The sequence below is a fragment of the Catalinimonas alkaloidigena genome, assembly GCF_029504655.1.
GTDB lineage: Bacteria > Bacteroidota > Bacteroidia > Cytophagales > Cyclobacteriaceae > Catalinimonas > Catalinimonas alkaloidigena.
The window spans coordinates 7493679-7512408 of record NZ_JAQFIL010000001.1 but is presented as its reverse complement, the minus strand read 5'-3'; the positions used below and the strand labels follow the sequence as shown (position 1 = coordinate 7512408).

The 18730-nt window shown below is 41.6% G+C and carries 20 protein-coding genes; 8 read left to right on the top strand and 12 right to left on the bottom strand.

Annotated elements, in window-relative coordinates; genetic code table 11:
- Positions 1-53: 53 nt before the first annotated feature.
- Positions 54-833: a phospholipase D-like domain-containing protein gene (locus tag OKW21_RS30610; RefSeq protein WP_277487222.1), complete on the top strand. Its 780-nt coding sequence runs from the start codon at positions 54-56 to the stop codon at positions 831-833.
- Positions 834-840: 7 nt separating this feature from the next.
- Here OKW21_RS30610 and OKW21_RS30605 read toward each other — a convergent pair whose 3' ends face one another.
- The 4 genes from OKW21_RS30605 to OKW21_RS30590 all read right to left on the bottom strand — a co-directional run bounded on the left by OKW21_RS30605 (position 841) and on the right by OKW21_RS30590 (position 3401).
- Positions 841-1719: a YicC/YloC family endoribonuclease gene (locus tag OKW21_RS30605; protein WP_277487219.1), complete on the bottom strand. Its 879-nt coding sequence runs from the start codon at positions 1717-1719 to the stop codon at positions 841-843.
- A 123-nt stretch (positions 1720-1842) separates the two neighbouring features.
- The gene (gmk, locus tag OKW21_RS30600) at positions 1843-2433 is read right to left on the bottom strand and encodes a guanylate kinase (protein WP_277487218.1); all 591 of its coding nucleotides are present in this window, start codon (positions 2431-2433) and stop codon (positions 1843-1845) included.
- Entirely contained in the window at positions 2434-2685 is a 252-nt protein-coding gene (locus OKW21_RS30595; protein ID WP_277487216.1) for a hypothetical protein, read from the bottom strand.
- 56 nt (positions 2686-2741) lie between these two features.
- Positions 2742-3401 (bottom strand): sigma-70 family RNA polymerase sigma factor, encoded by a 660-nt coding sequence (locus OKW21_RS30590; protein ID WP_277487215.1) that lies wholly within the window; start codon positions 3399-3401, stop codon positions 2742-2744.
- Positions 3402-3592: 191 nt separating this feature from the next.
- On the opposite strand from OKW21_RS30590, the gene OKW21_RS30585 reads away from it, so the two are divergent.
- From OKW21_RS30585 to htpG, 3 genes are all read left to right on the top strand, one after another.
- Positions 3593-4081 carry a DUF4293 domain-containing protein gene (locus tag OKW21_RS30585; RefSeq protein WP_277487213.1) on the top strand — a complete coding sequence of 163 codons (489 nt, stop codon included), beginning with the start codon at positions 3593-3595 and terminating at the stop codon, positions 4079-4081.
- 17 nt (positions 4082-4098) lie between these two features.
- Positions 4099-4650: a hypothetical protein gene (locus OKW21_RS30580; RefSeq protein WP_277487211.1), complete on the top strand. Its 552-nt coding sequence runs from the start codon at positions 4099-4101 to the stop codon at positions 4648-4650.
- Between the two features lie 185 nt (positions 4651-4835).
- Positions 4836-6662, top strand: coding sequence for a molecular chaperone HtpG (gene htpG / locus OKW21_RS30575; RefSeq protein ID WP_277487209.1), 1827 nt, complete (start codon positions 4836-4838; stop codon positions 6660-6662).
- An 82-nt stretch (positions 6663-6744) separates the two neighbouring features.
- Here htpG and OKW21_RS30570 read toward each other — a convergent pair whose 3' ends face one another.
- Entirely contained in the window at positions 6745-7716 is a 972-nt protein-coding gene (locus OKW21_RS30570) for an NAD-dependent epimerase/dehydratase family protein (RefSeq protein ID WP_277487206.1), read from the bottom strand.
- Between the two features lie 194 nt (positions 7717-7910).
- On the opposite strand from OKW21_RS30570, the gene kbl reads away from it, so the two are divergent.
- Entirely contained in the window at positions 7911-9101 is a 1191-nt protein-coding gene (gene kbl, locus OKW21_RS30565) for a glycine C-acetyltransferase (protein WP_277487204.1), read from the top strand.
- On the opposite strand, the gene OKW21_RS30560 is transcribed toward kbl, so the two are convergent.
- The 5 genes from OKW21_RS30560 to rpsT all read right to left on the bottom strand — a co-directional run bounded on the left by OKW21_RS30560 (position 9085) and on the right by rpsT (position 11734).
- On the bottom strand, positions 9085-9417 hold the full coding sequence (locus tag OKW21_RS30560) for a hypothetical protein (protein ID WP_277487202.1): 333 nt from the start codon (positions 9415-9417) through the stop codon (positions 9085-9087). The two genes, kbl and OKW21_RS30560, sit on opposite strands and share 17 nt — an antisense overlap.
- 110 nt (positions 9418-9527) lie before the next feature.
- Positions 9528-9941 carry a HEPN domain-containing protein gene (locus OKW21_RS30555; RefSeq protein ID WP_277487200.1) on the bottom strand — a complete coding sequence of 138 codons (414 nt, stop codon included), beginning with the start codon at positions 9939-9941 and terminating at the stop codon, positions 9528-9530.
- 23 nt (positions 9942-9964) lie between these two features.
- Complete coding sequence (locus tag OKW21_RS30550; protein ID WP_277487198.1) at positions 9965-10573, bottom strand: DUF1684 domain-containing protein; 609 nt, start codon at positions 10571-10573, stop codon at positions 9965-9967.
- Positions 10574-10685: 112 nt separating this feature from the next.
- Positions 10686-11390 (bottom strand): RadC family protein, encoded by a 705-nt coding sequence (radC, locus tag OKW21_RS30545; protein ID WP_277487196.1) that lies wholly within the window; start codon positions 11388-11390, stop codon positions 10686-10688.
- 89 nt (positions 11391-11479) lie between these two features.
- Entirely contained in the window at positions 11480-11734 is a 255-nt protein-coding gene (rpsT, locus tag OKW21_RS30540) for a 30S ribosomal protein S20 (protein ID WP_277487194.1), read from the bottom strand.
- Between the two features lie 423 nt (positions 11735-12157).
- Here rpsT and OKW21_RS30535 point away from each other — a divergent pair, with 423 nt between their 5' ends.
- Genes OKW21_RS30535 through murA form a run of 3 tightly spaced genes read left to right on the top strand, consistent with a single transcriptional unit; the run spans position 12158 to position 16371 of the window.
- Entirely contained in the window at positions 12158-14416 is a 2259-nt protein-coding gene (locus tag OKW21_RS30535) for an ATP-dependent helicase (RefSeq protein ID WP_277487192.1), read from the top strand.
- A gap of 29 nt (positions 14417-14445) precedes the next feature.
- Positions 14446-15060: a DUF4290 domain-containing protein gene (locus OKW21_RS30530; protein ID WP_277487190.1), complete on the top strand. Its 615-nt coding sequence runs from the start codon at positions 14446-14448 to the stop codon at positions 15058-15060.
- A gap of 3 nt (positions 15061-15063) precedes the next feature.
- A complete protein-coding gene (gene murA / locus OKW21_RS30525) occupies positions 15064-16371 on the top strand; it encodes a UDP-N-acetylglucosamine 1-carboxyvinyltransferase (RefSeq protein WP_277487188.1) in 1308 nt (435 codons plus the stop codon).
- Positions 16372-16422: 51 nt separating this feature from the next.
- Here the strand turns inward: murA and recJ are convergent, their stop codons facing one another.
- Positions 16423-18129: a single-stranded-DNA-specific exonuclease RecJ gene (gene recJ / locus OKW21_RS30520; protein WP_277487186.1), complete on the bottom strand. Its 1707-nt coding sequence runs from the start codon at positions 18127-18129 to the stop codon at positions 16423-16425.
- A 23-nt stretch (positions 18130-18152) separates the two neighbouring features.
- Positions 18153-18674 carry a hypothetical protein gene (locus OKW21_RS30515; RefSeq protein WP_277487184.1) on the bottom strand — a complete coding sequence of 174 codons (522 nt, stop codon included), beginning with the start codon at positions 18672-18674 and terminating at the stop codon, positions 18153-18155.
- Between the last annotated feature and the right edge of the window lie 56 nt (positions 18675-18730).

The following is an 18730-nucleotide window of genomic DNA, read 5'->3' as shown; positions in this document are numbered from 1 at the left end:
CATGAAAGGCTGATTGCTGCGTTATACTTCCTACAAACCTACATACTTTTGCTATGCAAGCTGCTATCAAAGACGCTACCATCCATATGGGACCCTCTGTCGGTAAGCAATTACTGGAAGATATTCGTTCAGCCCGTCAGGAAGTTACCGTACTCTCTCCTTTCCTGAATGAAGAACAAATGCATTTGCTTCTTCAACTTCATGCGCAAAACGTACGCATTACATTGATAACGACGCTTTGCCACAATATGATCGGAAACCTTCAGGGGTATGACTTCCGCGAAAAACTTATCAAGCAGTACAGACGAAAAAATCACGATGCTGAACAGAAAAAAGAGTCACTCAAAGGAATTATTACTTTTCTTTACTTTGCTTTGACCGCCTTTGTACTGGGCTGCATATATACTTACTTCTACTATTATACGTATGCCCAGATCTGTATGCTTTTTCTGACTGTACTTACTTTGATTGTACTCTTCGCTACAGCTGCCGAACTTCGTAACACTTCCGTTTACTATTACTCATATAGAACGATCTTTCCCCTCAAAATATTTATTGATCCCGGTAACCAGCGTATTAAAAATAGCAGTAAACATTTTATCCATGCCAAAGCCTTCATCATAGATCAAAAAATTGCCTACTTAGGTTCAGCTGATTTTACATGCTTATCATTAAGTAGTAATTATGAATCTATCATACGCATAGAAGACAGGGGTGCCATTCAGGAGCTTCATTCAGAAATAATGAGGCTGTACAAAAGTACCTCAAAAGATATGGATTTTGTAGATACAGAAGCGTGGGGAAAAATGATTTATGATGAGCCGCTGAAATAGCTGCTTTCTATAATACGTTCAGCACCTGCTCCTTGATTTTTTCCAGCTCTTCTTTCATGCCTACTACCGAATGCTGTATGGTGGAATCGTTCGCTTTAGAGCCTATGGTATTGATCTCACGCCCCATCTCCTGAGAGATAAATCCCAGTTTTTTACCATGAACATCAACACTACTAAGTACTTTTTCAAAATAGCTCAGGTGATTGGTCAGGCGGACGATTTCCTCGTTCACATCCAGTTTCTCTATATAGTAAATAAGCTCCTGCTCAAAGCGGTTCTGATCTATTATGTCTTTGGCAAAAGATTCTTCCAACTGGGTTTGTAATTTCTGTCTCAGGCGGTGATCCCGGATGGGAGCCTGCTTTTTCACCTCTTCCAGCGCCGCTTTGATATTGGCTGAACAGAGGGCAAAATCTTTCATCAACGCATCTCCTTCCTGTTCTCTAAACTGGTCACATTGCGTTAATGCCTCTTCTAGCACCGATTTGACTGCTTTCCATATTTCTTCATTGGTATTTTCCTGTACTATGGGTAGTAGTACATCCGGTGACTGTACCGCCAGGCGAAACAGGTCTTGCTCTGAGGCCTGTAATTCGTTAGCTGTTTCCTTATATAAATAATAGTATGCTTTAAGTAACTCCTGGTTAACAGCAGGGTCGCCACCCATCTGACCTTTTCCTCTAAAATCAATTAGCAAGGATACCTTACCCCGCTGTAGTTTTTCTGAGACCAATTGCCTCACTTCTATCTCACGATCTCCAAAGAGCCTGGGCAGTTTAAGGTTAACATCCAGGTATTTTGAATTGAGTGTTTTCACTTCTACAGTGATATCAAAGAGCGAAGACTCCTGATAGGCCTTACCGTAGCCAGTCATTGACTTAATCATAAAACTAAATTAATATGGCAAAATGATCGCAGAAACCACCTCTCTGAGATAAGATCCTCAGTGTACTTTTTCTGAAGTAGTATATCAGCAAATAAATAGATGCAATGATACGTGCAAAGCCGCTTATTTGGAAGAAGTTAACTCCCCTTTCTGTACGAACTCCTCATAAAAATGCTGAGCCTGTTCTAAAGTGTCTTTCAAATGATCGTTGACCAGCGTCACATCAAAATATTGCTCATACTGGAGCTCTTCTTCTGCTTTAGCAATGCGTTGCTCCAGGCTTTCTTCTGACTCAGTATTTCTGGAAGCAAGCCTTTCTTTTAATTTTTCTACTGATGGTACTCTCACAAAAACTGCTAGCGCGCGACTGCCAAAATACTTTTTGAGGTTGATTCCTCCCAGCACATCCACGTCAAACACCACATGCTTTCCTTGCTGCCAGATGCGTTCAATCTCCGACTTGAGGGTACCATAATATTTTCCTTCGTATACTTCTTCCCACTCAATAAAGGCCTTTTCTTCTATACGTGCTCTAAACTCAGCAGGGCTCATAAAATAATAATCCCGACCATTGACCTCACTAGGTCTTTTTGATCGGGTGCATGCAGAAATTGAAAAACTCAAATCTGAATTATACTTGAGTAAATGCTTGACAATTGTAGTCTTACCTGAGCCAGAAGGTGCCGAGAAAATAAATGCTTTTCCTTCTTGCATTTAAGAGGCTTGTTTGATTCTGTTACGTATGCTGCTAAGTAACTCTTCAGGAGCAGACAAGCTGCCTAACTTCTGTTTGATAGCTAAGCGGAAAGCAGTTTCTTTTTCGTAGCATTCCAGAACCTCGGGCCAGAATTTTGCATGTTGATGGAAAAAATCCGTATCCTCTAAGTTAGCTTCGTGGTCTAATACTAAGGGCAAAAGATCCATACAACGCTTGTACTGTGGACTTTCTCTAGATAAGGTCTCCATATTCGCAAGGTTAAAAATTCTAAAATCTAGGTTGTAACTGTTGTCTGTTAAAAAAATTAATAGCCCATAGAGTCGGCGTATGATTTGAGCTTTTCCTTTAAAAGGTTTCTGGCCCTATGTAATCTCGACCTTACTGTGCCTATGGGAATATCCAAAATTTTAGCCATCTCTTCATAAGTAAACCCTTCCAGGTCACAAAGAATAATGACAGTTCTAAAATCTACTGCTAATGAGTTTAAGGCTATGGATACCTCGTCACCGATCATATCCTGCACAGACTCCACTCTTAAGTCAGTAGTAATACTTTCATCAACACCTTCAGAATTGTAATAAGTTTCTACCTCCTGGTAATCAACTTTGGAAGGTTGCTTACTTTTCTTCCTGAAATCATTAATGAAGCTGTTTTTTAAAATCCGAAACAACCATGCTTTAGCGTTAGTTCCGCGTTGAAATGAATCTATGAAACGAAATGCCTTCAGGTACGTTTCCTGCACCAGGTCTTTGGCATCATCTTCATCATAGGTCAGCCGATAGGCAAAATTATACATTGAGTCTATTTGTGGCAGAAATTCGTTGTCAAAAATTTCAACTTTTTCCCGCTCACTGTATTTTGGGCGTTGATCTTCGAAACTTTGTACATTCTCCTGTTGCTTATCAGCGTCAGTAGTGTTACCAGTATCTTTTTGATCAACTTGTTTATCTTTATTATCAGCCATAGTGCTAATTAGTTTTTCTTTTCACATTGAACGGCCACGAAGAGATGAATAGTATTCATTTACCTGACCCTCTACACATTAAACTTCTGAAAATGAATAAAGTTATAGCAAATCTTAATATCTTCGTGCCGAATTGCATAACCTATATATTTACGTAAAAATTACAATATTGATATCGAATAACCTGAGTTATGTTACAAAGAATACAATCAATTTTTCTGCTAGGAGTAGGCATTTGCATGGGTCTGATGCTAATTTTTGATATATGGCAGGAAACAGACCTGGAAGAAGGAGAACAGGTGGTATTGAATGCTTACTATCTTACAGTAACTGAATCTTCAGAAGGAGCCACAAGCCAAATGACCACTGAGCAGGGGACCTGGGTAATCGCCATCCTGGCTGTACTCGCCACGCTTACCGCCTTTTATGAAATTTTTCAATACCATAATCGCTTAACACAGATCAAGCTGGGAGCACTGAACAGCCTTTTTATGGCAGCTGCACTGGGCGCTTCTGTATGGTATAGTTTTGAGGGGGAAAAGATTATTAATGAAGCTACCCGTGGTAGCTATGATATAGGTTTTATACTACCTTGTATCGCTCTCTTGCTCAACGTACTGGCCAACCGCTTTATTCGCCGTGATGAGAAACTGGTGCGCTCAGTAGATCGCCTGCGCTAAATTTTTAAATTTAGGGCATGGAGAACAGCCCCTATGTATTTGTGGAACACAAGGATATCTGTTACCAGACCCGTCTGAAGGGCGTAAGTTTCGCAAACAAGTGGTTGAAGATAAGAGAGGATGGGCAAATCATAGTGCTGGGTTCTAACCCTGAATGTAATGGCTATGCCTGGGACGGCTGCTCTCCCAAGTTCTTCTTTTTTGACGTATACTTTGGTACTCCTGATGGTATTGCTGATAGGGAAACTCGTAAGCCCCTGACATACTATGCTTCTCTCATCCACGATGTGTTATACCAGTTTCGTGATTGTTACAGGGAACAGGTATCTCGAGAAATTATTGATCAGATTTTTCTGGATGAGCTTCGCCAGCAGAGTTTCCGGCTAAGTGGTTTGTATTTCTGGGTAGTCAGAATTTTTGGCTGGATCTACTGGCAGGACATCATGCGAAAATATCCCTGGACTAAGTATATATTCCTGCTCATCTTCCTTACTTTGCTCTGGTTGTTGTTTTTTCTTTTCACTTCCGCTGTGCAGGGGTTGTCCGCTTGGATAAGTAGCCTTTTCTGATCTGTTCCAGGATTTCTTGCGAAATTTACGGACTGAAAAGTAAATTGTAGAAGGCAGAAAGCTGACAGTTTTTTTGTTATAACTGCCAAGCTGTCAGAAAAATAAGTAAAATTGCCTTCATTTTTAAGCTGGAATAACTTTTGAGCTTCGCCCTGAAAAAAGTAACATCTAATTCCTAAAATATTATGGTAGAAGAAAAAGGTACGATATCTATTAATACCGAGAATATATTTCCCATCATTAAGAAATATCTGTACTCGGATCATGAAATTTTCCTGCGTGAGCTGGTTTCCAACGCAGTGGATGCCACCCAGAAACTACGTCGCCTGGCTGCTATGGGCGAATACAAAAAAGACCTGGGTGACCAAAAAATCAAAGTTTCTATCAATAAGGAACAAAAAACCATTACCATCAGCGATCGTGGGATTGGTATGACCGCCGAAGAGGTGAAGAAATACATTAATCAGATTGCTTTCTCCGGTGCTACTGAGTTTATTGAAAAGTACAAGGACAAAGGAGAAGATAAGCAGATCATCGGTCACTTCGGACTTGGTTTTTATTCTTCTTTTATGGTGGCCGATAAGGTGGAGATTTTTACCAAATCTTATCAGGAAGATACCGAAGCCGTACGCTGGGTTTGTGATGGTAGTACTCAGTTTGAAATTGAACCCACTGTAAAGAAAGAAAGTGGGTCTGACATCGTACTGCACCTCAATGAGGATTCAGAGGAATTTTTAGAGAAGCCTCGCCTGCAGGGCATCCTTGACAAATATTGTAAATTCCTGCCGGTAGAGATAGAGTTTGATGAGAAAGTCATCAATAACCCTAATCCCCTCTGGACCAAAGCACCAGCGGATCTGACTGATGAGGATTATTTAAATTTTTATAAAGAGTTATATCCATTTGCAGAAGATCCATTATTCTGGATTCACCTCAATGTAGACTATCCTTTCAATCTGACCGGGATTCTTTACTTTCCTAAGATCAAAAATGAGCTGGAGCTAAACCGTAACAAAATTCAGTTATTCTCCCGCCAGGTGTTCATCACCGATGAAGTGAAAGATGTTGTCCCTGAGTTTTTGATGCTGCTCCACGGCGTGATTGACTCTCCTGATATTCCACTTAACGTGTCGCGTAGCTACCTGCAGTCGGACAGCAATGTGAAGAAAATCAATAACCACATTACCAAAAAGGTAGCGGATAAGCTACAGGAGCTATTCAAAAAAGATCGCAAAGCCTATGAAGAGAAATTTGATAACATCGGTCTCTTCGTGAAATATGGTATGATCTCCGAAGATAAATTCTATGACAAGGCTGTAAAGTTTGCCCTGTTTAAGAATACTGAAGGTAAATTCTTCACTTTTGATGAATACCGTGAAAAGGTAGCGGCCAACCAGACCGACAAAAATGGCAGTGTAACTTATCTTTACACCAACGATACAGACAAGCAGCACGCTTTCATTGAGTCGGCTAAAAACAAGTCTTACGATGTGTTGGAGCTAGATGGCCCGCTAGACAACCACTTCATTAATATGTTGGAGCAAAAGCTGGAGAAAACCACAATGAAGCGGGTAGATGCGGATACAGCGGACAAACTGGTAGAGAAAGATGAAAAGATAGAAAGTGTACTGTCTGAGAAAGAGCAGGAAACCGTAAAGAGTATCTTTGAAAAAGCCATCAATAACGAGGCAATGACCGTAACGGTAGAGTCTATGTCTACCGATGAATTGCCGGTGGTAATCACCTTGCCAGAATTTATGCGCCGCATGAAAGATATGGCTGCGATGGGTGGCGGCGGAATGGCGATGATGGGCAATATGCCCGACCAGTATTCGGTAGCTGTCAATGGCAACCATCCTTTGGTGGACAAAATTCTGAAAGCTGAAACAGAAGAAAAGAAAGAGCAGATCGCTAAGCAGGCAGTAGATTTAGCCAAGCTTTCACAGAATATGCTGAGCGGAGCAGAGCTTACTCACTTTATCAAGCGCAGCCTGAATGTGATGGCTGAATAAGTACAGGAGTAACATAAAATAATTAAAGCCCACTACATCGGTGGGCTTTTTTGTTTCAGAATAGAGGAATTAAGCTAATCTCTCAAGAAAGATTAACCGCAGTTTTTGCTGCTTTCATTCTTTTCAGATTCTCTAACATCTCTGCCGACATGGCTTGTAAATCAAACTGAGGCTTCCAGTTCCAGTCCTCTTGGGCTTTGCTATCGTCAATGCTGTTAGGCCAGCTATCAGCAATTTTCTGCCGGAAGTCAGGCCGGTAGTCAATCTTGAAATCCGGCATAGTTTTGCGGATTACTTCAGCAATATCAGCAGGCGAACAACTGAAACCTGAGAGGTTGTAACTAGAGCGCACACTAATTTCGTCCGCATCCACTTCCATCAGTTCTATGGTAGCCCGCACGGCATCCGGCATATACATCAGGGGCAAAACAGTATCTTCTTTCAGAAAGCAGTGATAAGCAACCTCTTCCAGGGCTTTATGATAAATCTCTACCGCAAAATCAGTAGTACCTCCACCGGGTAAAGCTTTATAGCCGATGAGGCCGGGGTAACGCAAACTTCGGACATCCACACCAAATTTCTGAGCGTAGTAAGCGCATAGCCTCTCACCCGAAAGCTTACTGATACCATACATGGTAGTAGGTGAGGTAACGGTTTCCTGAGGCGTATTTTGCTTAGGCGTAGTACCTCCAAAAACGGCAATGGAGCTGGGCCAGAAAATTTTACTGACTTTGGCGTCGCGGGCTAGCTCCAGCACATGCATCAAGCCATCAATATTGACCTGCCAGGTCAGCATAGGATTCTGTTCCCCTTTAGCTGACAAAATCGCTGCTAGCAAATAGATATCCGTAACTTTGTATTTCTCTACCAACGCATAAAGGCGATCTTTATCCAGTATATCCAGAGGTTCAAAAAGTGCGTGTTGCTTCTTAGGGGGGTGAATGTCAGAGGTAATTACTTGCTCATAACCATGTTTTTCTTGCAGGGCGGCAGTCAGTTCAATTCCCAGCTGTCCGTTAGCCCCTATTACTAAAATCTTCGTTTGCTCTGTCATATCATACTTGCCCCTTAGGCATTTATCTAACCTTTTTACGTATTTCCTAATTATTATTCAATAAACCGCTTAATTTTGACCGCAAAACTACGAAATTTGCAAAGTCTCATTGTGCAGAGATATAAAATATTTTTTAATACATAACGATACTAAAGCAGTATAGTTAGTTAAGCAGAACTCAAATACCATACCTTATGTACGAAACACTAAAACCTGCCCTGGAAAAGGAACTGGCAGAAATAAAAGAGGCCGGTCTATATAAAAATGAGCGCGTGATTACTACTCCTCAGGGTGCTGTGATCAAAACTACAAGCGGTAAAGAAGTAATTAACTTTTGTGCCAACAATTATCTCGGGCTCTCTGCACATCCCAAGGTAGTAGAAGCTGCTAAGAAGGCAATTGATACCCATGGTTATGGCATGTCCTCTGTTCGTTTTATCTGTGGTACGCAGGATATTCATAAAACCCTAGAGAAAAAGATTTCTGAATTTCTGGGCATGGAAGACACTATTCTTTATGCGGCTGCTTTTGACGCCAATGGGGGAATCTTTGAGCCTTTGCTTGGACCTGAAGATGCCATCATCTCCGACACCCTCAACCATGCTTCCATTATTGATGGAGTTAGGCTGTGCAAAGCACAGCGCTTCCGTTACCGGCATAACGACATGCAGGACCTGGAAGAAAAACTTAAAGAGGCACAGGGTGCGCGTCATCGTATCATCGTTACCGATGGCGTTTTCTCTATGGATGGTACCATTGCTCAATTAGATAAAATCTGTGATCTGGCGGATAAGTACAAAGCCCTGGTGATGTCGGATGAATGTCACTCTACCGGATTTATGGGAAAAACGGGTAGAGGTGTTCATGAATATCATGAGGTGATGGGTAGGGTAGATATCATTACCGGTACGTTGGGTAAAGCACTGGGCGGAGCTTCCGGAGGATTTACCAGCGCCCGCAAAGAAATTGTAGATTTGCTGCGTCAGCGCTCTCGTCCTTATCTTTTCTCCAATACCCTGGCACCTTCCATTACAGGAGCCTCTATTGCAGTAATTGACCTGCTTTCTGAAACTACTGAGTTACGTGATAAGCTGGAAGAAAACACTACTTACTTCAGAAAACAGATGACTGCCGCCGGCTTTGACATCAAAGCCGGTACGCATGCTATCGTCCCTATTATGTTGTACGATGCGCCGCTGGCACAGAAATTTGCGGAGAAGTTACTTGAAAAAAGTATATATGTGATTGGTTTCTACTATCCGGTAGTCCCTAAAGGGCAGGCTCGTATCCGGGTACAGATTTCTGCCGTACACGAAAAAGAGCATCTGGACAAAGCCATACAGGCTTTCAAAGAAGTAGGCGAAGAACTTAGTGTATTGAGTTGATAAATCTTTTTTTCACCTCCTCGTCAAAGCAAAGCATCTGCCGCGATGAGGGGGTGTTTTTAATTAATTTACTATATATATAGGTATCTTCAATAAGAGTTCCGTTAATTACATTTCCCGAGAACCTAATCCCTGATATACCTTTACCTGTTGTAACAACACTACGCAAAAGCTGATTTAATTCATGCTTCGGGCTAATTAAAGAAATTGCATCCAATGGTAAATTTAGTTTTCTCTTATTTCTATTGAGCACTTCCCATATTTTTGCATAAGTTTTTTTACGTCCTAGAATATCAATGCTAGGCATCGCAAGCATAAGCCTCCACTCTTCAACTTCATCTAAATAAAGCCAAAATGCACTAGTGATTTCCAGCCCTGCTTTATCAAGTTATTCAAGGACTTTTTTTCCTTCTTCTAGGTCTATACCTACCAATATTTTTTTATCCATTGCATTATTCCATTTTTACGATGAGTGATGGCAGAATAAATATCTTCTGCTTCTAATTGAGAGTTTCTCTTATACCTGCTTACTTCAGACCAATCTCTAACCACCTGCCAATTTAGCTTAAAATCATCATTTAGCTGCGATTGTTTTTCCAACTCAATAGTCAAACCAGCGACCTTAACCAAGGTACTTACAACATGAGTATGGCTATCATTTACCACTTTTTTATCTGGAAAATCATATTGTTTGACATTTTTTGCAATACAAGCTTTTAGAGCACATTCTACTGCATATCCACATAAATAGTAGATGCCATCATATAATCCATTATCTAACAAAGTTTTAGCTTCATTTAATCTTATTTTCGCTAAACCTTGTAAGTTTTTTCTGTTCATCTCATCAATTTACAAAAAGCTTTTTACTCTTTATAAGCCTTTTCTCCAGCTCTGATAGGGATATCCAGTACATTTTCTTTGGGAGGTAAGGGGCAGCTAAAACTAGGATTATAAGCACAGTAGGGATTATAAGCTTTGTTAAAATCCAGCTCTATGCTTTTACTGGTACGGGCAGGCATTTCAATATCCAGGTAGCGACCTCCTCCATAGGTTTCTGCTCCACTGGTTGCATCAGCAAAGGGTACAAAGAGTTTTGTTTGAGAGTCAAAAGGCTGTAATATTAATAAGCGTATCTGCTGCCCCTCAATTTCAAAATCTGCATAGGCATAGCGAACATACTTTTCTTCCTCACCGGTAGAAGTAGGCATCTGCAAAAGCTTTTGACTTTGGATGGGAGTTAACCTCGCCCTGACTTTGTAAGAGGGTTTAGGTTCATAGAAGTCTAAACCATTAAAAGGGATGGCTTCGGGAGCAAAGGGTGACTCATCAGAAGTACGCATAAAGCGCTCTGTTCTTTGTCTTTCTTCAGCAATTCGTCCCACATACTCTTCCTCAGTCTCCCCTCCCTGTAAAGCATAAATTACACTAATGACAATAACTATAATAACAATAACAGGAATAACCTTTTTCATAACTTTACTAACCTACAAACAGAAAAATCATGCTTTTGCCTAAATGGCAATACACTAAATTTATAAGCAAAAAGCAGTAAGGCAATAATAAGTTCAAAGAAAACTTTGGCTCCTACAAAATGCCTTCGTCGGCAAAGCTATAATACGCATGATCGGTAAAGATAAGGTGGTCCAGCACAGGGAGATCCAGGCTCTTGCCTGCTTCTTTAAGTTTACGGGTAAGCTGCATATCTGCCTGACTAGGTGTGAGATTACCGGAAGGATGATTATGCACCAGAATAATGGAGCTGGCTAGTTTATCTAAGGCTTTCTTAAAAATCACTTTGGGATCAGCTACTGTCCCGGAAACACCGCCTTCGCTAATCATTTCCGGCTTGATCACCAGATTAGCTCGGTTAAGTAAGATAATCCAGAATTGCTCTACTGCCTGATCCATTAGGTAAGGCTGCATTACCCTGTAGGCATCTTCCGAACTTGTAACTTTTTCGCGCTTCACTGGCTCCCCGACTTTACGACGCCTGCCCAGTTCTAAAGCACTTACAATGCTAATGGCTTTAGCTTCTCCGATACCGTCAAACTTTTGTAGATCTACTACCGAAAGCTTAGCCAGTTCATGAAGGTTATTACCAACACTACTCAGAATTTCTTTACTCAGGTCTACCGCACTTTTTTTTCGGGTGCCGGAGCCGATCAGTATAGCAATGAGTTCAGCATCCGTCAGGGCTATTCTACCTTTACTCAACAGCTTTTCACGGGGGCGATCTTCTTCTGCCCAGCTTAGTATTCCAGTTTCACGAGAAGCGTAGCGGCTTGCCATTGGATTTGCTTTAATTGTGGAGGTCAAAGCAAATAAAAAAGCCTTACACTCAAAAAGCGTAAGGCTCTGTAATATCTTGATGTAAGAATTTACGCAAGTTGATTCACATGTTTGGCAAGTTTTGCCTTTTTATGTGCTGCGTTGCTCTTATGAATAATATTCTTTTTTGCCAACTTGTCTAACATGGAAGAAACTTTCTTGTATAGCTCTTCAGCCTCAGACTTGTCTGTAGTATTTTTCAGCTTTTTCACAAAAGTACGAGTAGTCTTCAACTGATAACGGTTTCTCTCACGTCTGGTCTCAGAAGAACGAATACGTTTTAATGCAGATTTATGGTTTGCCATCGCTTAAATATATTTCTTTACTGTCTTTAACAGGAATTTTCTGCTCTTAGTTTAAAGAACTGCAAAGATATAGGTATTCTTTAAAATATCAAAAGTATCACTAAAAGTATGTGACAATTTTTTGTTCTAGACTATTGTGCTCTTGAATTTATTCTCCTAAGCACAACAAAATTACCTCTTCACTCTTTTTCATTTACACGCAAGCAATAAAAACAGCGAAAAGGAGCTAATGAAGAAATCTTTATGCTTGTAAATTGTTGTTTTGTTTTACAATAAAAGAAGCTTCATCTTTGGCTTCTTAAGATGCTGATTTTTTGATGAATATGCACTAAATTGGCAGCTTCATATCTGAAGCCTGCGCCTGCCTTTCTTAACGAATAAGAGAGACTTATTGTAAATTGCACGGGAAAAACCTGAGATTTTATGAATTTTCTGGACAGCTTGAACGAACCGCAGCGGAATGGGGTCACCAATACCGAAGGACCAACCATGATTATTGCCGGTGCAGGTTCCGGCAAAACAAGAGTATTAACCTATCGTATTGCTTACCTTATTAAGGAGAAGAATGTAGATCCGTTTAACATACTGGCGCTTACTTTTACCAACAAAGCCGCTAAAGAGATGCGCGACCGTATAGAAGGGGTGGTAGGCACCGAAGCCCGCAACCTCTGGATGGGCACATTTCACTCTATCTTTGCCCGCATCCTCAGGGCCGAGGCCGGTAAAATAGGTTATCAAAGTAATTTTACGATCTACGATACAGACGACTCCAAGTCGCTGATCAAAAATATCCTTAAAGAACTTAAGCTGGATGATAAAGTCTATAAGCCCGGCATGGTGCTTAACCGAATCTCCAGTGCCAAAAACCGGCTTATCTCCTGGAGAGAGTACAACGATAATCCGATGATAAGGGCGGAAGATGAAAGCGCTGCCAAACCACATATGGGCAAAATCTATAAAACCTATGTGCAACGCTGCTTTAAGTCAGATGCTATGGATTTTGACGACCTGCTTTTCAATACCAATGTACTCTTCAGGGAGCATCCGGATGTATTGAACAAATACCAGCATCGCTTTCACTATGTGTTGGTGGATGAGTTTCAGGACACCAACTTTTCTCAATACCTGATCACCAAAAAGCTGGCCGCCGTGCGCCGCAATATCTGCGTGGTGGGAGATGATGCTCAAAGTATCTACGCCTTCCGTGGAGCGGACATTCAGAATATTCTCAATTTTGAGAAAGACTTTTCTGATCTGAACGTATTTAAGCTGGAGCAGAACTATCGCTCTACCAAAAATATCATTGAGGCGGCTAACTCGGTGATCAGCAAAAATAAAGCCCAGCTCAAAAAACACATCTGGACCACCAATGAAGAAGGAACGCTGGTAGAAATGATCAAAGCTACCTCCGATCAGGAAGAAGGGAGACTGGTAGCTTACTCTATTTTTGAGCAGAAAAATAATGATCACGCTCGCTATAGTGATTTTGCCATTCTTTACCGTACCAACAGCCAGTCCAGGGCGATGGAGGAAGCGCTGCGCAAAAGAAATATCAAATACAAAATTATTGGAGGATTATCTTTTTACCAGCGCAAAGAGATCAAGGACATCATTGCTTATATGCGCTTTGTGGTCAACCAAAGTGATGAGCAGGCTTTCCGTAGGATTGTCAACCTACCAAAACGGGGCATTGGCGCCACTACGATAGATAAAGTAATGGTAACCGCTTATGAACAAGATCTTTCTATCTGGGAAGTATTAAATAGCGCACATAAATTTTTCAATGGCCGTACTGCCAATGCCCTCTCAGCTTTCAAAGACATGATGAAAGGCTTTATGCTGGAAGCAGAAAAGAAAGATGCTTTTGATGCTGCTTCGCACATCGCCAAAGGTTCGGGCCTGTTGCGTGAATTGTATGAAGACAAAACTATTGAGGGGCTCAACCGCTACGAAAACGTTCAGGAACTTCTCAATGCGATTAAAGAATTTGTGGATAATCCTGAAGCAGAAGATAAAAGTATGGGTGCTTTTCTTCAGGAAGTAGCACTGCTTACTTCGGTAGACCAGTCAGAAGATGACGAGGAGGACCGGGTGACTATGATGACCATTCACATGGCTAAAGGGCTGGAGTTCCCCTATATCTATGTAGTAGGCATGGAAGAAGACCTTTTCCCTTCTCAGATGATGCTGAGCAGCCGTACTGACCTGGAGGAGGAAAGAAGGTTATTTTATGTAGCCATTACCCGCTCTATGAAAAAACTGGTGCTTTCTTATGCTTTATCTCGTTATCGCTTTGGAAGACTTAAAAACTGTGAGCCCAGCCGTTTCCTGGAAGAAATTGACCCGGCTTATGTGATGGTCAATAAAGCCATGGGAAGCCGTTCGGTAGTAGGAGATACAGAACATGCCAGGGTGCTATTAAAAAGTGTACAAAGAGACCGAAGCCGAAAAGCAATGCCCCACAATACCCGCAGCAGCTATAAGCCTTCACCTGATTTTGCCCCCAGCGACACCAGCCACCTGGAAGCAGGCATGAAGGTAGAGCACCCTAAGTTTGGATTTGGAGTGGTCAAAAACCTGGATGTGGAAGGCGCCAACCGCAAAGCCAAAGTAGAGTTTGACGACTTCGGAGAAAAAACCTTGCTGCTTAGCTTTGCCAAATTAAAAATACACGATGAATAAAAATTATTTTTTATAAAAACCAATGTAAAATGTTTGAATATAACACAAGTAAGTCCAATGTCATTCTAAAAGAATACGGCAGAAATGTGCAGAAACTTGCCGAGCATATCATGACTATTGAGGACCGTGATAAACGCACCCAATACGCGGCAACTCTGGTTGAACTAATGCGTCAGCTCAATCCTAGTGTGCGTGAGAATAATGAAACCACTCAAAAACTATGGGATGACCTTTTCATTATGACCAACTTCGAGCTTAACGTGGATGCCCCCTATCCCATGCCTGAAGTTGATATTCTTACCAAAAAACCAAAAAGACTCTCATATAATACAGACCCTGTCACCTACAAACATTATGGCAAGAATATTGAAAAGCTCATAGACAAAGCTATCGCTACAGAAAGCGAGGAAGAGCGCAAGGGAGCCATCATCTATCTTGGTAAATTGATGAAAGGTTTTTATCAGACCTGGAACAAAGAAGGTGTAGATGATGCGGTTATTATCAAAAACATTAAAGAAATATCAGGCGGCAAGCTGGATATTTCAGTAGATGAAGTAAAAAGTAATAACCTGTTTGAATCCCAAAAAGGAGGCCGCTCAAAAGGTCGCCGAGGCTCCGGAGGCAGTAACAGACGAAAGAAATAAAGAATGGCAAGTTTCAAAATTGAAGGAGGTCACAAACTCCAGGGAGAGATTATACCACAAGGTGCAAAAAATGAAGCCCTACAAATCCTATGTGCAGTACTGCTAACTCCCGAGCAGGTTACAATCCACAAAATACCCAACATCCGCGATGTAATGAAGCTCATTGACTTATTAAAGTCCATGGGCGTAATGGTGGAAAAAATAGGGGAAGAGTCCTATACTTTTAAAGCAGCTGATGTTAATATCAACTACCTGGAAACTGAAGAGTTTTCCCAACAAGCTACCGCATTAAGAGGCTCTATCATGATCCTGGGACCTTTATTGGCTCGCTTCGGTAAAGGTCGTATTCCTATGCCGGGGGGTGATAAAATCGGGCGACGTCGTTTGGACACGCACTTCATCGGCTTGCAAAAACTTGGCGCCAAGTTTCACTACGATGCTGCCAACAAATATTACAGTGTAGAAGGGAATCACCTCACAGGAGCTTATATGCTGCTGGATGAGGCCAGCGTAACGGGTACCGCCAATATTGTAATGGCCGCAGTAATGGCTGAGGGTACCACTACTATCTATAACGCAGCCTGCGAACCCTACTTGCAGCAACTTTGTGCCATGCTTAACCGTATGGGGGCCAAGATTAGTGGAGTAGGCTCCAATTTACTCCGCATTGAAGGGGTATCCTCACTGGGCGGGACGGAGCATACCATGCTTCCTGATATGATTGAAATCGGAAGTTTTATTGGTATGGCCGCGATGACCAACTCAGACATTACCATCAAGCATGCCAGAGTAGATATGCTGGGGATTATTCCCGATACTTTTCGTAAGCTGGGTATTCATTTTGACATTGAAGGAGATGATATTCATGTTTACAACAATGAAACCTACGAGATAGAAACCTTCATTGATGGCTCATTCATGACCATAGCAGATGCTATATGGCCAGGTCTTACGCCAGACCTTTTGAGCATTATTCTGGTAGTGGCTACGCAGGCCAAAGGCTCAGTGCTTATACACCAAAAAATGTTTGAAAGCCGCCTGTTTTTTGTAGATAAACTATTAGACATGGGTGCACAAGTCATCCTTTGTGATCCACACCGAGCCACTGTGATCGGTTTGGACAGAAAGCAGTGCCTGAGAGGCATTTCTATGACATCACCGGATATTCGTGCCGGAGTAGCACTGCTAATTGCCGCGATGTCAGCCGAAGGAAAAAGTACCATTTACAATGTAGAGCAAATTGACCGGGGCTATCAATACATTGATAAAAGGCTTAGAGCTTTAGGCGCTCATATTGAAAGAAATGATTAATGATTATTCATTGTGAATAAAAAATAGTGAAGGAGCATCGTGCTCCTTTTTTTATTCCATAGGCTTGATGTCCCGAATCATTAACTGTAGTGTGGTATTCCCATTGTAGTGGTTTTCTTCTACATTATAGGCCATCTTGAAAGGCTTCCCTTCCAGCACCAATTCGTAAAAATGTGCCATACCAAAGCCAATAGCATTGAATATTTTCTGGCTTCCCTCCTGACGCACACTAAATTTCAAGTGCTGCCCTTTTAATATTTGCGGATAACCATACACCATTAAGTGATCACTCATGAAAATTGGGCGCATATTACCAGGACCAAAAGGGGCAAACTGCTTAATGACGTTAAAAAATTTAGGTGTGATATCAGCCAGATCAATCTGTACATCTATATTAACCAGAGGTATTAGCTGCTCTGCACTGATGGTTTCTGCAACAATATCCTCAAACTTTTTCTGAAATAAAGGAACATTTTCCAATGGTAAAGTAAGTCCGGCGGCATATTTATGTCCACCAAACTGATCCAGCAGATCGGAGCAGGCCTCAATGGCTGAGTATACATCAAATCCATCTACTGAGCGGGCAGAGCCGGAGGCTTTGCCATGTGATTCTGTAAGGATAATCGTGGGCCGGTAATGTTTTTCTATACAACGAGAGGCTACAATACCAACTACACCTTTGTGCCAGTCATTTTTGAAAAGCACTGTGGTTTTGGCCTGAGCCAGTGTATCATTACCCTCAATCATTTCCAGTGCTTCCTGGGTCATGAGCGTATCATAACCTCTTCTTTCTGTATTCTGTACATTGAGTTCGTTAGCCATTTTGAGCGCACAATCTTCCGTTTCGGCCAACAGAAGCTGTACCGCTGCTTTGGCGTGCTCCATGCGTCCGGCAGCATTAATACGGGGAGCAAAACCAAAAACAATATTCTCAATATTAATCTCACCTTTCAGGCTTGCTAACTGTTCCAAAGCTTTAAGGCCGGGACGAGGTGATTCATTTAGCCTTTGTAGCCCAAAATAACTAAGAATACGGTTTTCTCCGGTGATAGGAACTATATCCGCGGCGATAGCTACGGCTACTAAGTCCAGCCATTCGGCTAATTCTTTATGGTGGCTTTTGGTGCGTACACATAAGCCATGAAGCAGCTTAAAACCTACACCACAACCACAAAGTTCTTTAAAAGGATAATGACAGCCTTCCTGCTTGGGGTTGAGAATAGCATGGGCGGGGGGAAGTTGGTCACCCGGGCGGTGGTGATCACAAACAATAAAATCAATATTTTTCTTTCGGGCTTCGTTGATCAGCCCGACCGCTCTGATGCCACAGTCTAAAGAGATAACCAGGGAAAAACCATTTTCCAAGGCATATTGTATACCTTCTTCAGATATACCATAGCCTTCTTTATAACGGTCGGGAATATAATATTCAATATGTTCGTAAATGATATGCAGAAAACCATAGGCCAACGCGACAGAGGTGGTACCATCTACATCATAATCTCCATAGATGAGGATTTTTTCCTGCCGCTCCATAGCCAGTATCAGCCGGTTTACCGCATGTTCCATATCCTTCATCAGAAAGGGATCATGCAGCATTTTGAGGCTGGGCCTGAAAAAACATTTTGCATCATCAAAAGCACCAACCCCACGCTGTATCAGCAAATTTGCCAGAGCAGGGTTGACATTGATGTCTTTTGCTAGTTTTTGGACAGTCTCTTCATCCGCTGATTCCTGAAATACCCACCGCTTCTCCATTACATTCCTTTTTGGCGCAAATATTATTTAGTAAAACTAAATGTATACTCAATGGTAAAATCATCCACTTCTAATTCTTCCCCTCCCATAGCTTCTAAGTCAACAGCAGTCTCATCCAGGGTCAAAACAATCTGAAGTGCACTGCTACTTAGCTCTTCTATGGTAAATACCAGACTTTGAATATCATCATTTTCAATGTCAATGGTAAGCTCTTGTTCGTTAGCGCTCAAAGCCCAGTTATCTGGTGCTGATGATGTTTGGTTAGTGACGACATAAGTATTGTCGTCATTGAAGGTAATTGTGGTGTTGGGAGGAAATAAATCGTCTGCGATCATTTTTAGGCTTTCTTCAAATTCTGCTGCATCACCAGCGAATGGTGTGTTTTGAATAGTTTCTTTTGTTAATGTAAATCCGCTGATTGTAATGCTGTAATCAGTGAGCTCGCTTGTTTGAATCGTCCATGTACCTGTCAATAGGTCTTCTCTACTTACTTCATCATCCTCGCTACAAGCCTGAAAAAGGAAGCTTAAAGCAAGTAATGACATTAGCAAAAGTTTGAAATTAGGTTTCATTGTAGTGAAGGGGTTATAATTATATGTGT